Annotated in this window: 5 protein-coding genes; all 5 read left to right on the top strand. The window is 41.1% G+C overall.

What is annotated here, in order from left to right:
* Positions 1-1497 precede the first annotated feature (1497 nt).
* The 5 genes from NZ848_RS05490 to NZ848_RS05470 all read left to right on the top strand — a co-directional run bounded on the left by NZ848_RS05490 (position 1498) and on the right by NZ848_RS05470 (position 17981).
* Positions 1498-8745 (top strand): toxin C-terminal domain-containing protein, encoded by a 7248-nt coding sequence (locus NZ848_RS05490; protein WP_259014677.1) that lies wholly within the window; start codon positions 1498-1500, stop codon positions 8743-8745.
* Positions 8746-8750: 5 nt separating this feature from the next.
* Positions 8751-9266, top strand: coding sequence for a hypothetical protein (locus NZ848_RS05485; RefSeq protein ID WP_259014676.1), 516 nt, complete (start codon positions 8751-8753; stop codon positions 9264-9266).
* A 243-nt stretch (positions 9267-9509) separates the two neighbouring features.
* Positions 9510-12845: a hypothetical protein gene (locus tag NZ848_RS05480; RefSeq protein ID WP_259014675.1), complete on the top strand. Its 3336-nt coding sequence runs from the start codon at positions 9510-9512 to the stop codon at positions 12843-12845.
* 26 nt (positions 12846-12871) lie between these two features.
* Complete coding sequence (locus tag NZ848_RS05475) at positions 12872-17044, top strand: PA14 domain-containing protein (RefSeq protein ID WP_259014674.1); 4173 nt, start codon at positions 12872-12874, stop codon at positions 17042-17044.
* A gap of 289 nt (positions 17045-17333) precedes the next feature.
* Complete coding sequence (locus tag NZ848_RS05470) at positions 17334-17981, top strand: hypothetical protein (protein WP_259014673.1); 648 nt, start codon at positions 17334-17336, stop codon at positions 17979-17981.
* Positions 17982-17984 lie beyond the last annotated feature (3 nt).

The raw sequence follows: 17984 nt of genomic DNA, 5'->3' as shown, positions 1-17984 counted from the left end.
CCCAGGGTCTTTACTTGATTAAGGCAGCTTAGTTATCAACATAATCACAGCTTACTAACAAAAAGAAAAAGAACCAAAAAGAAAAAGTGTTGAAAACGAGAATAACTCTTTGAGTTATTTCCCGCTTTCAACACAGATTTACAACAATAAATTATTTATTCTCAACTTAACTTTACCACTTCGTGGTACAACCATTGGGGAGTAGCATACTATAATCACAATTAAGTTTAAGGTATGAATCCAAAAGATTTACCACTGAAATTTTCTTTACCGTTATGATATTGCTGACCACCATACCAGATAATATCTGGGTCTAACAATAGTTGTTCCTGAGAGGTAATCCAATTTTCCGCACACGAAGGCTTCCCTTTGTAGCGACATTTTTTTTGATTATTAATATATTAGAGCATAGATAAGCCCGGGATATGCTCAAATTTGGCCTATTTCGAGCTTTTTGGTATAATATAGGTTCAAACCCTAAAAGTTGTGGGGTGATGCAATAATTGAGAGCATCACTTGCCTGAGATATTCAAACTTTTGCCTTTACTGTGCGCCTTCCTGGGTTCTGTAAAAAAATTAATGCTCAGGGCTTTTCAACAAGGAACCATAAAGTTTTTCGGCTTGTCAAATGCTAATAATGGTATAGCCATAACCTTAAAAAACAGTTTATTTGGAATTTAGTGGCAGATGTTGTTAAAGTTTGCGGACTGGCGGTAGTTAATGTAAAACCGAATTTTGAGTTAACCTAAATTTTATTCATTCTATAAATATTTAGGTAATTTTGTTGTGCCCGAATAATAGTACAATCTTTACAAGAACAAAAAAAAGAACGAACTATTGTTTTTTAATTTTCAAAAAATTTACTTTGTACTATTGAAAAATACTTTTTTTAAGTGTTTTCTTGAAACTGATATTACAACTTGATTTGGATAAAATTTGTGACTAAAATTCCATTCCAAAAGTTATTTTTTCTTCAATTGTTAATCAGTCTGATTTAAGAGATATTTAGATGTGCTGTGCAAGAGATTGTCTTTTTAAATCAATCATAAAAAACTTAGGTTCATTTCGGTAATCACTATTTGAGTGATATGCCGATTGGCTATTGATTTTCTTATTAACCACATATTTAAACGAAACTTCCACTATCCTTAAAATTTATGAATAGAATTTTATCCACCACACCCCCCGCTGTTTTTTATTTACAGCATTTTCATTCAATTACTATTTCTGGAAACTTAAGCCAATAGTTAACCAATCAATTTCAAGATTTTTTCACTTCTTGATTGGCTAATCCATTGTTTTATCATGTGTTCATGTCACTAAACAAAGATATTGGCACTCCGTTTCTTGCCCTGGCATTTCAATTTGTTAGGCAATAGCGCTATGGACTGAAACGACCAGAGCAAGAAATACTTACAAAAATTAATCTTAAAGCAAGGCCTAATAAAATATCAGTGTCAACCAGACAACGACCGCTAAAGACTTACCAATATTAATATGAAAAACTTCTACATCAGGTTTCTTTTATTAACTGTTTTAATACCGCTCCTGGTAGCAGGTAGGTTAAATTATTACAAAATTCTTTTACCTGCCGCAGAAAACATACCCACTGTTTCTCTGCTCAATGCAGTTAATTTTCAAAATGAACCTGAACAAGCCAATTATACATTATCCGGCATTTCTGATGGAAGCACAAGTGTTTTCAGTGAACCGTCAATTCCGGTAGTACAAAGTCAGTATCAGCCTAAGAAATGGTATGTTCCAAATTCAGTCCCCCAGCCTTTAGCAGAGGTTCAGCCTTTAATTGAGTCTGCTACTTTAGCAACTGATTCTTCAGGTGCCTTTTCCAATAATGAATCTACTATTGTTTCTGAACGCGATTCTGTTGCCAAAGCCCCGGCATTTGCCACTATTCATTCAACCGATGAAAAAGCAAATGGTAATGACCCTATTGTATTCAGGCTAAAAGCCAGCAAAGACTCCATTGCCATAGGTGAAGAACTGGAACTGACCATCACTGCTGAGCTACTGCCTGTATCACCGCAGCAACTCTATACTTTTGAAGAACTCAAAGACTATACCATAAAGGTAGTTTTACCTAATGGCTTTGTACAGACGGGCGGAGATTATTATGATTACCTGAGAGCCCAGTTGAATGCCAACACCCGGAAGCGAGTATATACTTTAAGAGGATACTTTACTTCGCTTCCTATTGATAACACCACGGGTTTTACGTTAATCAGAACCAATGGCGATTTTAACGATAAAAATACATTTGTAAAAAAAGCCGAACTGATCGTAACTGTGTATGATGCCCAAAAGTGCAAGTATGAAGCGTATCATTTAGGCAGCCATCAGTTTATAAAAGAGGGTAAAAACTATATTAGTTTAAGAGTAAAGGGCAATGACAAATATCTGTTTTCTGATGATGGTGTAAATTTTAGTACAAACAGCGAATTTGAGATTAAAGGCAATCGGTTTAACGGTTATGTAGTATCTGAGAGAAACCTTGGCTGCCCGCAATCAATATCAGAAGACTTGTATATTGATAAGGTAAAGGCGAGGGAGGCAGCAATAGAAACAAAAGGCGCATCTCTTTCAGATGCTATTCCAATTTGTAATCAGACAAGTAAAGTTATTATTCAGGATGGTTCTGCACCCACAAATGTTCCCAACTGGGGGTGTCTTGCAGGGAATTGTTCTCCACCTTCCAGAGTAACATGGATGTATTTTAAAGCATCAAACAATGGTGCATTTAAGGCTAATATTAAAACACGTTTAAAGCAAGAGAATAAAGATGAGAAGAATGGTGATAATGACTTAGACTTTATTGTTTGGGGTCCATTTGACAACAAGCCTGTTCTTACTGACTCTCTTTCTAAAACGCAATCAACTCCATTTGTGTGTGCAGGAGATAGAGTAGCTTCAGGCTGGTGTAGCTACAGCAGGAACCATGAAGAAAAAATAGATTTAAATTTACAAAAAGATAAGTTTTATGTCCTCCTTGTTTCCAATTATTGGGGTCCTGGTAATGGTCCTGACTATCAGACTTTTTTGGATTTAAATGTTACAACTGGTGCAGACAAACTTTCTTGTGAATTTTTGTGCGATAACCTTGATCTCTCAATAACGGCTCAGGAAGTTGGAGAACAAATTAAATTAATTGCACATTCTTCTCAATCAAACGTAAATTATGAATGGTCAAATGGAGCAACGACTAAGGAAATCTACGTTTCAAAATATGTTGCTACAACCTATACAGTAACTGCAAAAAGAACTGGATGTGCGAATGTAACCAAATCAATTGGTATTTCATCTTTTAAACCCACAATTACTGGCTTATCGGTTTCATGTCCTCAGTGTCCTACTCCTCAGCCAGTTACACTATCAACCAATTGTCCTGCCGGATCTCAATTTATTTGGGACTCGGATGAGGAGATGTATGGAACTGTGCCGCGCTTCATTGGTCATCCGACAATAACTGTGTATGAAGGAATTTATAACGTTGGTTGTTCCGGTAATTCGCCGTCCTGGTCTTCGTTGGAATCAAATACATTTACCGTTAAAAATTTCACAATACAGAATACATCAGGTTCAACAGAACTTTGTGATAAGGTAAAATCTATCTCCCTGACAGCCTTGAACTGTCCTGATAATAGTGCTGAAAGTGGATGGTTTGATGGTACTACGAGATTAAGCGACATTAATCGTCCATTTGTAGTTACTGCAGACAAAACGTACACTGCCCGGTGTAAGGTAAGTTCAACAGTAACATACCAGTTGCCCATTACCATTACCAAATGTACCATTACCCCGGCCATAAGTATTAAAGAAACAAACGGTACTTCACTATGCGCTGTGCCAGCAATTAATCTGGTGGCTGAGCCTAAAGTATGTCAGGCAAATACTGTTAGATGGCATAGCCAAGGAAAAGACTTTAGCGAGCCCAAAGCGTCTTTAACGCTTTCAGTAAAAGAGCAGGGTGTTTATTATGCTACCTGCTCCGTCACAATTGTTGGTGTAGTTACAACGGCCACATCAAATCAAATTATCATTAACAGCCAAACTCCATCGGCGCCAACGATTACAGGTAACCCGACGAATATAAGCCTGCCAGAGGTTGCTACTTTAAGTACTGATGGCTGTAAAGGTGTAAACGAAACTATAAAATGGTATAGAGTTGAAGAAAACGGGTATTCATTGCTGCCTATAACTGGAACGCCAGTTAAAATCGCTGATATTGGTGTTTACTTCGCCAGCTGCTTTAATTCAAATTGCGGCGAAAGTCCAAAATCTAACGAAATAAAAGTAACGGCAGGTTTAACCCTGAAACCTGATTTGCCAGGTTATGAGGCTGTGGCAGGCCAGACATTTGCAATTAAGGCAATGGGCTGCCCTGCACAAAATTCAAAAATACAATGGAAAAAAGATGGTGCCTATATTACGGATTCTGAAAACAAGAACCCGTTATCTGTAAGTGGGCCGGGTACTTATGCGGCGCGTTGTGTTCCTACCCACATTGCGGCTAATGCTCTGGAGACAGAATTTCAATTTACTACAATTACTATAACACTCAAACAGTATGATAAGCCGAAAATAACAGCAAATCAAACTGATGCTTACGATATTGACGTTGTTACACTTACAGCTTCAGGTTGCCCCGGCAATTATTCATGGAATATCAATGGAACAATAATTAATAATGTATCGACTGTCAATGTTACTGGCTCGGGTGCTTATCTGGCTGCATGCCTTTATTCGGGGCCTGTTACAGGCCCTTGGGAAAGAACCATCATTAATGCCAAAAATCTCGATAACATTCAGCTTACTTCAGACAAGGTAAAAGCATTTGAGGTAGAATCGGTGAGTCTTAATGCACTTGGCTGTAATGATTCCAGAGCAGGTATCCAGTGGAAATTTGGTGAAACCTATGTTTCCGGCAGAAACCAGACCGTAACAGGACCCGGTACCTATCAGGCGCGCTGCGTAATGGGTAACCAGACTAGCGAGTGGGTCTATATTACCATCCATCCGAATACAGTGGATGCCATCGCTATTTCGGCATCAAAATATAATGTTTATGATAACGAAAACATAACCCTTACTGCCTCGGGCTGTACAAGCAGTCTGGCCGGTGTGCAATGGGATATCTTCGGCGATATAAGAACAGGAAACACTACAAATGTAATCGGCGCCGGAACTTACCGCGCCCGCTGCGTTGTGGGTAATCAGGTGGGGCCATGGGCAGAGGTAATCTTATACATGCTTAAGGTACCGGGTGTGCAGATAACCACCAATAAAGACGCACCTGGCAACCCTGTTATAAAGGTGGGTCCGTTCGAGCAGTTTATTGCCACCGCAACGGGCTGTACTATGGGCTCGGTTCAGTGGGAAACCAAAGCGGGCTTTGTGTCAGGTTCACCGGTTACATTTACAGGGCCGGGCCGTTACAGAGCACGATGCGTGGTAACAGACAGAAGTGCAGGCCCCTGGAGCGAAATAAACATTGAAACTGCTCCGCCTGGTGCAGTAAACATGATTACCAGCAAGTCTTGCGTGTTTACTAATGAGGCATTTCTGCTCACAACCAATGGCTGTTCAGACGGAACCGTCAACTGGGTATTGCCATCAGGCGCCACCGAAATAGGCCGTACACTCAGCTCTGTTGGGCCCGGCACTTACAAGGTATTCTGTAACCGCTTTGGAGTAAGCGGCCCTGAAACATCTATTAATGTTACGGCTTGCCAGCCCGATGCCGCCAATATTGCCACCGACAAACTGTTGGCGCGCCCATCAGACCTGGTCAATGTAAGCCTGAGTGGTTGTAATCCGGCAACTTATTATGCCAAGGTTATTTTTGCTGATGGGTCTCATACCGTTAAATTCGAAAAAGCTTTTTCTGTACAGGGTCCTGTAAAAATTGAAGCAGCCTGTACGCTGCCCGGCGGGGGCATAGGGCCATTGCGCACTGCCGAAGTATTACTGGCACCCGGTGACGCCCTAAGAATAGTATCTAATAAAAAGCAGGTAGCTGTATCTGAAACCGCCACACTTACCGCCTACGGCTGTGACTACGGCCAGCTGCAATGGAAATGGGGTAGCAGCGGCACCGCTGGTAACGTTAACCCACTAACAGTATCAGGGCCGGGCTACTATTCTGCCCGTTGTGTAAACGACCCCGGCGTAGCGCCAGACTGGTCTATGATATACCTTGCGCCTGCCGGAGACATAGGCGCCATTGTAACAGGCGCTGCCAGGGTTTGCCCAAACAACCCTGTAACGTTAACTGCCACCGGCTGCCCGGTTGAATCTAACGGCCAGGCCTGGTATTACCAATGGTACACTGCCGAAAGAGGCTGGAACAACTTCAGCCAGAGTATAACGGTGTATTTGCCGCAGACAGTAGCCGTAAGGTGTAACAAGCCCGACAATAGTTATTACAGCGACCCCAAAGAAATATCCATAGAGTCGCCGTTTTCAGAGAGTTTCAAGGCATCTAATAACGGCCCTGTAACTACCAACGGCAGTGTAACGCTGACGGCCACGGCTATTGAAGGGGCTACCTATAAATGGTATTACCCCGACGGCACCGAGGTGGTAGCCATTGCCAACAAAATTACCTTTGGCGCTGGTGGAAGAACCGTAACCATTACTAACCCCGAGGTTACTTACAGCGGAGTATATACCGTAAAAGCAAAGGTAAGCGGCGCAAACCCTGATGCCTTTTGCGAAACCACTGGCACTACCGATTTGATGGTGTCTTTGTGTGATGATTTTGTACTACGCGCCCAGAACCCTATAACCGGTGAATACACCAGCCGGATGCCGCGTAAACCTAACACCCGCGACCAGTTTGATAAACTGGTAATAACCCTTGAAACCTACGACGGCGTTAGACCACTATACCTGAAACCGGTTTGGACAGGGCCTAATGGCTCTCCGCAACAAGGCGCGGATGCCTTGACAGTGGAAGCCCCGGTGATGGGTACTTACAAGGCAACCATTGCCGCCGGATGCGAAGTGGTGCTGGATATTTCTTCTCAGCCTTGTACACTGCTGGATGACTCCTTTAAAAACTGCGGTGATACAGGAGCCGTAGGCACAATAGATAATAACAAACTAAAAGCATTGTCGGTAGGGGATTATTTCAATGCCGGAGACTACGAAGTAAAAGTAACCGAAGTAACCGGTAACGAAGTAAACGGTTGGACAGGTAAAGGCTATACCACTCTAACCATAAAAGGAGACGCACAGACCGATGTAGCCGTTGAGTTTACTGGTATACAGATAGACCAGTGTTACCAGCTGAAATCAGGCATTACCAACAAAGTATCAGTACAGTATGACCCAACGTGGGGTAATTTCATTGAGCCTAGTAAGTTTATTGAGTTGTTGGGTGATTTCTATGAAGATTTTGAAAAAGCCGCACAGACTTACGGAGCTTCGTCAAGTTCAATAGAAAGTAAAGAAGCTGCGGCAATGCTTCTTGAATCCGGACAAAAACTCAGAGACTCCATTCAGGACGATTATGCACTTACTGATGCTGAAAAAGCACCAGCACTTGCGGAATTGGACGAATTGTTGAGCAGTTTAAGTGCATACAGTTCATCTAATACACGTGTGGCTAGCACCTCCTTTGACTTTCCGTGGGGACGTGATTTGGTAACGTCCATTTACGATAAATATTTAGGGAAATACTTTACAAAGATAAGTCAGGCACTTAGCTCAAGTCCTGTAGATGGCGGATTTATTCCTAAATCTTTATATGAAAACGACGGTACACTCGCCTTTTATAGTGGACTTCTTGATGGGGGTTATATTGCACTTAAGGAAACAGGTACTTCTGTATGGCAATTAGCAAAGGTTGTTAGCTGCCTGAACGCCACCGCTTTTTTTAGGGATGATTGCAAAAAAATGGTTACAGATTCCTGGGAGGCTGTTCAAGGCCTGGTGGGTCTTTTTAATAAAGATGCATTTGAAAAAGTATGGGGTGGCGTTGTAACGCAAGTTGGGAAGTTTATAGAAAACAATGTGGGTATGGCGCCAATGAACAGATATTACAACGGGCGCACAGCTTTTGAGATAGCGTCTATGTTTATTGGAGCCGGAACAATAACAGTTGGTCTGAAAGCCATGAAAGCGGCTAAGCTCGCCGAAGTGGTACAAAAGGTATCTGAAATATCTAACAAACTTGACGTTACCTCAAAAATAATGAGTAAGGCCGGCGTTGCTTTTAAGAAAGGAGCTGGTAAAACAGGTAAGTTTATAATTCGTAATGCAACGGGTGGTATTGCTGGCGAGGCGATGGAGTATGTAAACGGAGTTTATAAAAAAGTTAAAAAGAAAACTTCTGCACATAACCAGTATCTGGGTACTATAGAGGGTGAGGTGGAATTTGCCGATGGTACTAAAGGAAAAGGAACTTATGACCTTTGGGGGATATGCGCAATTGGTAGTAATTTGCGTGTAAATGCTAATCCCCCGAAGGGTAAAAATTGCGATAATGTTAGTGAAGTTGGAGTTGAACTCGCTAAGAATGCAAAGAGTGTTATTCCTAAAGGATTTACACAAACAAAGAAATTTGGCTATCAGCATGGTCAAAAAGTTTATGAATATAAAGGGAAGTATTATTCAAAGGATGTAGATTCTCATAATGGTGGTGCTTGGAAAGTATTCGAAGAAGTGGGTGGTAAGTTAAAAAGGATAGGAACAGCAGACGAAAACCTTAATATTTTTAAAAGATAAGAATGATGAGTAAAAATTTTATCAATTCTGAAAATTTTGATATACTGCTTCTTAAATTATTGAAAAGTAAGAAGGGTAAAAATATAATAACAGGTAGGTTTGATATAGAAAATATTGAATTAAAAAAGAAGGCTGGCTTCATCATTAAATTCATCTTATCTATTAAATGTATTAAAACTGTAACCTATAAAATTCTTTACTGGGAAAATGATGAGGTTTTGAAAGAGTTCTTCAATAATTCTAGCAATAATAACTTCAATATTAGTATTTCATACAATTATGGTAAAATTCCTGGTGTTATTTTCGTAGAAGATACAGATATAGATGAATTCTTTTTAAAATTATTATTGGAGAATCATTTTAATTATGAAATGGCTAAAGAGCCAGCACTTAACTTAAGGATTCAAGTATGTATAAATCAAGAAGAGTTTATAACAGTATTAGACATTTATGACGATAGAGGGTTTGATATATTCTATCTAATGTTGCCACTAAGTAAGCAGAGAAGAGCAAAAATATAATTTCTTACTGTTGCGACTTGAAAGAAATTGACAAAGAGTATTTAACTTCTTAATTAAATGAGGAAAAGATGAAGCAATTAGAAGGAGATGTTAACAGCGATAAAGATTATTCAAATAGTCTCGAAAAACGCAAGAAAGTTTGAAATACAGTATTTAGAAATATGTTTTTAACCAAAAGTAAAAAGAGCATAAAATTACCAAACACCATCCTCACTGTGATATTTAAAGAGAAAAACCTATAAAATGAAGCAATTCTACAAACCTATATGTAAAATCTGGGCTTTGCTGTTATTAGTATGCGGCTTTACGTTGGCGGCTCATGCCAGCGATGACGGGCCGGGTACTAAGAAAAAGGAGTCAGATAAACCACTACCCGCTGCTGTGGCAGTGGATGAAGCTGCGGTACCTAAAGCGGCAGTAAATGCAGAGCTGCACAAGGCATTTGCCAAGCTACAAACCCAGCTGAGTGCGCAGGGCTATGTAGACAAGATGGAGGACCTGAAGCTCTTTGTACCCCCCTCTGCCACAAACGACAGAAGCGCCGCAGCCAAGGTTTTCAATCATCTTGACAACAACCCAGACAAGGTGCTGGCAGACATCAATTATGATGATCTGTTTAAGGTACCTGTGGGTATTAAAGAGGTTATCTCAGACAACTCAGAAATAATGCTGGGCATCAGCGAGGTCAACTTTTTCAGCGACCACGCCGAGGCCACCATATTTGTGAGGTACAAGTTTATGCTTGATAACCCCGATGTAGAGCAAAAAGAGAGAGATTTGTTCTTTGGGGTATCGGGTGTCAGAATCAGCCGGAGTGGCGGTATGAAAGGCACATCAGGCTCACCTATCAAACTGGTATTACTGGGAGATTTTCCGATACCGATGAAAAGCTGGACCATGACCCTGAAAGGGGCAGCCAGTGCTGCCAGTGCCGATTTAAGCAAGACCTTTATACAATACGATTGCGGTAAGTTTGCAGGTCTGAGCATAGCCGCCGATGTGGTGTTCCCAAGAAATGTGATTGTCCCTTTCAATGAAACCACACGTGAGGTAATAGCAGGTAATGAAAGAGTAACGCTTCAAACCTATAATAGTAGCTCCGGAATCTGGGTCGGGCCAACAGGTTTAAGAGACCTGGTTATACCTATCAACACAAACAAAGCCTTTGCTGTGGCCGGTTTTGAAAAATTCGGCTTTAAGTTACAGAATGCTATTATTGACTTAAGCGATAAACAGATGGGTATGCCCGGCACAGCATTTCCGGCTGCCTACTCGGGTGATAAAGATGAAAAGTGGAGGGGCTTGTATATCGGTAGCCTGAGTGTGTTATTATCCAAAGAATTCAAAAGTCGCAGTAGCGGGGGTAATGTTACGCCTTTTAGCTTGAATGTAAGTAATACCATTATAGACCGCTCAGGTTTTACGGGGCAGATAAGTGCCACAGGAAATCTGGCAGACTGCGACGCCTCTAAATGGCGGTTAACCCTCAACTCTTTGAATCTTGGTTTTGTACAGAACAGACTCACCAACGGAGGCTTTGGCGGGGGTATAAGCACCCCTATGACGGGCGATGGCGATTCGGACTTGTTTCAGTATGATGCCAGTGTCAATCAGGATGGTAGTTTTCTGTTCTCTGTCAATACAGTAACAAACACAGAAATTAACTTTAAATGCTGGCCTGCTAAAGGAAAAATATATGCAGGGTCTAAGGTTGAGCTGCTGGTACAAAACGGGCAGTTCTACCCATCGGCATACCTGAGTGGTGAGGTGAAGATTGGAGGCAAATACACGGCGTCAGAATCTGACAGTCCAACCTACACCGACAGCGAGACCATTAATTTTAAAGGTATTCAGTTTACTGGGCTGAGTGCCAAAAGGAATGTAACTACCGGGAATATGGAGGTAGGCCTTGAGGGCATTGAGTATGTAAGTAGCGATAATTCCCGAATTGCTAACTTTCCTGTAGTGGTTACAAAATTAAGCAAAGAAGCCAATGCCAATTCGAATATCATTAACATTGGCATGGGGTTGAAAATATCACTGGCACAAAACAGATTCTCCGGTACCAGTACCTTTACACTTAAGTCGGAGTACATTCCTTCTACCGGGAAACTCAAATTTAAAGGGTTTCAACTGAAAAGTATCAGAATCAATGGCTCAACCACGGCTATGGATTTTCTGGGCTATGTAAACATTTTTGACAACGCTACCGATAAAGGCTTTGATGGAACTCTGATAGTGGCCATGAAAAAGCCATTTCCATTTGGGGTAGATGCGCAGGTAAAGTTCGGATACGACAAGGCCAATAATTACAGATACGGTTACGCCAGTTTTTATGCCTCTAGCGCCCCTTCAGTTGTTACTTATAATACTTCCGGAGACCCCATAATAACACCAGGCACCACTTCTTCCGGGTCTATTCCAACCGGATTTCTTGACCTCGGTATCAACGGTGTAGGTTTGGGTGTGTATTTTAACATGAAACCTGTGCTGAACGGTACGGATATTGAATACATCAAAGACAAAAATATTGCATTTGGCTTTAAAGCCATGGTAGGCATTCAGAATAAGGCAGGAACTTCATTAAAGCCTACGTTTCTGGGTAGGGTAAGCATTGATTTTTCAATGAACAATAATGGTGGTATAAACAACATTGCCTTGTGGGGTAATGGTGTTTTTACCAGTGAGTACAGAGCGCCGGATTTAAAGACTGACTATGTTAAAATGGCCACCGGCAATTCATCAACAGGTTTATCAACTGAAGAGGCCACTAATAAGGTTCCTCCTCATACACAGAATAGTGTCTCTACCAAAGCCAGAACCAGGCAGACACAGGCAGACATAGAGTCGAAAGGCGATATAGCGGTTGCACTGGGTTTTATGCTTGATTTTGAAAAGAAATTTTTGCACGCAGAGGCTGAGGTATATATCAATACCTCAGCAGGGGGTATGCAACTGGTGGGTATTAACAACGGGTTGGCAGGAAGAGGGGTAATTCATATTGGTGGAAAACTTAACGGAGGCTTTTATGTCCATCTGGGTTCATACTACAATCGCATTGGTATCAGACTTGGCAATTTTGCTGAGGCATCGGCTTATTTAATGATAGGAAGAGGCGTTCCAAGCTACATACCGGTTGACCCTGACGTACAGGCATTTTTTGGCTATTCGGGCAGCGATGCGCCAAGTACCAGCCGGAATTACTCCGATATAAGCACAGTTGCTAACGGAAACGGATTTGCATTTGGTGCGAAAATAAAGATGCAATATAACCTGGATGGTGGTATTGGGTACATAATTGGTGATGCCACCGCAGGCCTTGATGTGATACTGGCCAGTAACCCTGCCTGTAATAACAAGTTCAGAGCCAACGGCAGGTTGTATGGTATCGTTAATGCCAGAGCAGGTATTTACATCTTTAGAAAAAAAGTGCAGTTATTTAGTGCGGGTCTGGGCGTTTTGCTGGAGGCCCAGGGCTTTGCTCCATCGAAGTTTAACGGGCAGATTGGCCTTAGACTTACCAAACGGAAGACACTCAACTTTGGCGTTACCCTGGGTAAAGACTGCTACGGTATTTAATGCTTATGCCACAAAGATTTAAAAACATGAAAGTTTACAAACATATATTTACCCTTTGCTTTTTATTGTTCTTCGCAGATACAGCCTTTGGCCAAAATGCCTTTGATTTTAAGTATCTGACCAAAACCAGCCCGTCGAATCAGATTTTAATGCGTTGGATGCCCGAAGACTCTGCCAAGTGGAATATTGCCACACAAGGCGGTAGTTTCAGGCTGATCAGGAGGAAATATAGCACCAGTGATACAACGGGAACCCCGCTGGAAACAATTACTACCTCAAATCTGAAACTGATATCAACAGACTCATCAACCACAGCCTGGCAGGCCAATTGGAATGACCTGTTCTATAAACTTCTGTTTAATGCATATTATCCGTTCAGTACTAACCCCAACCCAAGTAAGGACAACCTCATCAGCGGAGCGCTTTCAGAAAGGCACTTTATGGCTTCGCTTGCAGCAGATTTAAGATACGGTGCAGCAAAGCTGGCCGGGTTAGGATATACTGATACCAATGTAAGTACAGGCGTTTTTTATACTTACAGGGTAGAGTTGCTCAACAGTTCAAGCGTTGTTCAGGCCAGATATACTTCGCCACCTATTCAGGTACAGAACACGGTTTTGCCACAGCCGAAAGGCCTAAAGACTGTAAAAAATAAAGACTCGAAAGGGCGGGTAATTCTGAAGTGGGGCGTAACCACCAATGAGGAAGATGACAGCGAGCGGAAAATATATGCAGGCTATTACATTGACAGAGCCGAAAAGTTGACAAGCGACGCTAACTGGGGAGCCTTTAAACGTTTAACTGTAGATTCGGCCAATAACTCCTTGCCATTTATAAACTTTACTGAGCTGAATGCCAACTACTATTCAGACTCAATACTGAACACAACCAAGATGTACCGGTATAAAGTAACGGGTATTTCTTACTTTGGCGACGAGGTTGCCAGTACAACCAAAGACACAACAATTTATCGGGAACTGAAAGAGATTCCGGGTTTTACAGATATTGAAAGAATAGGTGCAAACTATAAATTTACATGGCAATTTCCGATAGCCACTACCCAGACTACCGAGCATCTCAATAATATTAACGGGTATGTAATTCAGGCATCAAAAACTGACACTTTGTTTGCGGCCAATTCGGTTGTTTCAGACACTACGGCTATCACAAAAACCTTAACCACCCTTAACATACCTGCTTCTACCATATTTAATAAACTAAGCGATACCACAAGCTCTGTTTATTTCAGAATAGGGGCGCTGGGCATTGGTGGAGACACCACTTTCTCGCTGGCGTATATTGTTACCCGTATAGACAGAACCCCACCTGCCGCACCTACAGGCCTTGCTATTAATACAATAAAAACAGATGGCGATTACCGGATTACTCTTTCCTGGAACGCCAATACAGACCCAGACCTGCTGGGTTATCAGGTTTACAGGCAAGTTGGTACCGAAACTGAAAAGATTTTTCTGGGCAGAGGTATACGAAAGGTGTTGAACGTGGTAGATACCCTATCGCTGAATATGGAGTTTCCGCAGTTTAAGTATGCCGTAATGGCCTATGATTCAAATTATAATGAATCTTTGCCCACCTTTATTACGCATCAGAAGCCTGATACCAGACGGCCTATGCCTCCCATCATAAAAAAGCATGGGTATAACAGTAATGGCAAACTGAAAATCTATTTTGACCAGAGCCCTGAAAAACAGATAGCAGGAAAGGTAATACGCCATGAGATTGTCAGAAAAGAACTGACAAATTCAGATTGTAATTTTCAGAGGGTTAAATACTTTACCGCCACCGATAATACGGTAGAATGGGAAGACCCAACTGCTTTGGCTGGTAAATCGTATGTCTATAGTATTATTGCTTACGATGGCACCAACAACCGGTCGTGCTTTAACACTCCTAATCTGGCACCTGCCATGCCTGCCGATACCGCGCTTAATAACAGTGTAGAGTGTAATTGTATGCAATTGTATGTGGTGTCATTGCCCGACACCCTGAAAAGACCAATGCCAACCCCTTTTACAGCTGTTGCCATGCACTCAATCAAAAGCGTTCAGCTAAACTGGGGTTATACACCGAATGCTGCCAAAGAATTTGAAATTTACAGAGCTGAAGTAAAAACGCCTGAAGAAAAACCGTCACTTCTAACGGTGGTTTCAGCAGGCGATACCACTGCATATAGCTTTGTAGATGAAAAAGTAGAGTTTACGAAAGCCTATAAATACCAGATAAGGTCTGTTACCGAAAATGGCAATGTTTCAAACTGGAAAGAAGTTCAGAGTGAAGTTCTTAAAGATTTAAAGTTGGAGCTGGACAAGTATGACCTGGTTTTTTCAAACAAGGCTCAGTCAGTAAGTATTGCTGTAACATCAAATACCAGCTGGCAGATATCAACAACCGACTCCACCTGGCTTAACCGGTCGATTGTTTCGGGGGTTAATAATGGTACTTTTACGCTTAGTGTAACTGCCAATGCCGGCGAGGAAAGAAAGGGAACCATCAGAATCTCTATTGATGGAATAGTAAGAGAAATAGATGTAAGACAGGCCGGTGTGTCAAATGGCACTGGTTTACTGGCTCAATATTATAACCGAATTTCTGGTATAGTTGGTCAGGATTCACTAGCCATCAAAACCATATCACCTGATTTAATTAGGGTTGAGCCAACAGTAAATGTAAACTATGGTGGCAATCCGGTTCCTGGTATGCTACTCGATTTCATGATTATCTGGGAAGGCTACCTGGAAGTGCCAGATAACGGTATCTACACGTTTTATGCAAATATGGATGATGGAATGAGGGCATTTATTAATAACGAAAAGATAGTTGATTCTGAAATAAATAATTTTGATATTGAAGTGCAAGGCCTTAAAACTTTAGAATTGAAAGCCGGATATAAATACCCTATCAGAATTTTTGCATGGGATATGGGAGGAGTTGGGGCATTCAGGTTGAAATGGTCTAGCAATGCTGGTATTTCTAAACAAATAATCCCTCAACAATACCTGTATCCGAAGTATACACCAACGGCAAATGAATCAGATTTGCTACATAACAAGTGCTTTGTTATCAGAGGTGTGGCCAACGATAAAGTGCTACAGATGATGGAAAATTATACTACCCAATTTAGAGGTTATACCGGAAACAAAGACCAGGTATGGAAATTAGAGAAGGTTGGTGATTATTACAAAGTTATTTCAATGTCAGATTTCCAGGGGAAAATCCTTGAGGCATTTATACCTTTTGGCGAGCATCCGGCCAAAATAGTAAGCACCGGTTTTTTTAGTGACAAAATCTCACAAAAATGGACCATAACACCTTCAGAAAATGAACGTTTCAACTTCAGACAATATAACCAGAATTATGGAATCGACTGGACAGATGAAGGTGGATTTACAAAAGCCATTACATTTACAGGCTCTTACCGTGAGTTTAAATTTCAGCCGATAGGTTGCCCGACTAACTCAAATACTTTAATAGTTGATAAAAGTTCGCTTGTTTTCGGCTCTGCGGGCGGAACAGAACTTGTTAATGTAACATCAAGCAAATTTTGGTCAGCCACGGTTAACGAAAACTGGATAAACACAAATCCGTATAATGCTTATGGAGACAAACAGATTAGTGTAACCGTTCCGGCCTATACAGCAACAGAAATTTCAAACAGAGTAACAAAGTTTGGTATTGTATCTATTAAAGGAGAGGCTGCTTCTCTAACCGTTTCAGTTAGACAGACACCACCACCTAACGGAACCGGCCTGACAGCCAGGTATTTTAATACTACATCTTTTAGTGGTATGAACCAGACAACCCCGGCTGTAACCAAAATTGACCCTAAGATTGACTTCGAATGGGCTTTATCACCCGTGGCAGGTGTAAATAATGATTTTTCTGTGAGATGGGAAGGGTATATAGAACCACCAGTAAGCGGAAATTATACCTTCTACGGTGCCGGAGATGATGGCGTCAGGTTATGGATAAACTCTGAACAATTAATAGATGATAATACTTCGCATCCGGAAACCGAGTTTACAGCTACCAAAACTGTGTATTTACAAGCCGGACAAAAGTATTCAATAAAATTTGAAATCTGGGATGGCGGTTATACTGGCGCAGCCAGACTTCGATGGTCGAATGATAAGGGATTAAGTAAACAAATCGTTAACACGATTTATTTATACCCTCAGTAACCTTAGAAATGACATATTTAATTTTATTGGGTTTCATTATGCCAGCCTGGCAATTTAAGCTGGCAAGGTGAAATTGATAGTTACAAGCTAAATAGGCTTCAAATCGATATCAGACTGAATGGTATCGATTTGCCTTTTTTTTGAGTATAATTGCTAAGTGTGGGTGCCAAGTCTCAACTACTAATTGTTGATAGGTAGATTTCTGTAATTCCTTTATCGTAAAATTACTTAATCCTCAAATTTTTAATAGACTAAATCAGTTGTTTTCTTTAAACAGGTAGAATTTTGTATGAATTACCCACTCAAGCCTTTTCTTGAAACAATCTATCATTTGCGTGCTAATGAGCACATTACCCTCTATGAAAAATTGAAGGATATTCCTAATGAAGAGAAGCAGGAGGTTATAGTTTTTTTGAAAAGTGAATACGAGAAGGAAAGTGTTGATTATCCTTTTACGCCTCCTGCCTTTTCGTCGTCGGCGGCACTATGGGCAGCTAAAACGATATATGCAGTAGCACAGCTATTTGTTTATCGTGAAAAAAAACCGGCTGAGCTACACTTACTTGTTCCACCCTACATAGGCAGTATAGATGCGTCCGTTATGCTATCGGCTGACTTATGCCTGCGCTTTTTGCCAACGTTGAAAAATGCGCTCGAAGAAATAGATGTAAATGACCCACTGATACCCTTAGTAGAACAATATCTTAAACAATTTCCTTATTCAGCTATAGACATTTACGGAGAATTTTTTGACGCGAATATAGAAACCATTATTGAAAATAATTGCCTTAAGCAGCTTTATCTAGACAGAATTACAGAAAGAAAGGCAGCAGAATGGGCAGAACAACCCGACATGAACAGCGCATTACTTGCTAATTTGGGCAATTATCAAAGTAGTTTATGGCGCGAATTCACTAACCAAATATCAACGCCCTAGGGC

The sequence above is a fragment of the Emticicia fluvialis genome (assembly GCF_024793945.1).
In the GTDB taxonomy this organism is placed as follows: Bacteria; Bacteroidota; Bacteroidia; order Cytophagales; family Spirosomataceae; genus Emticicia; species Emticicia fluvialis.
This window is presented reverse-complemented; position numbering and strand designations above follow the sequence as displayed.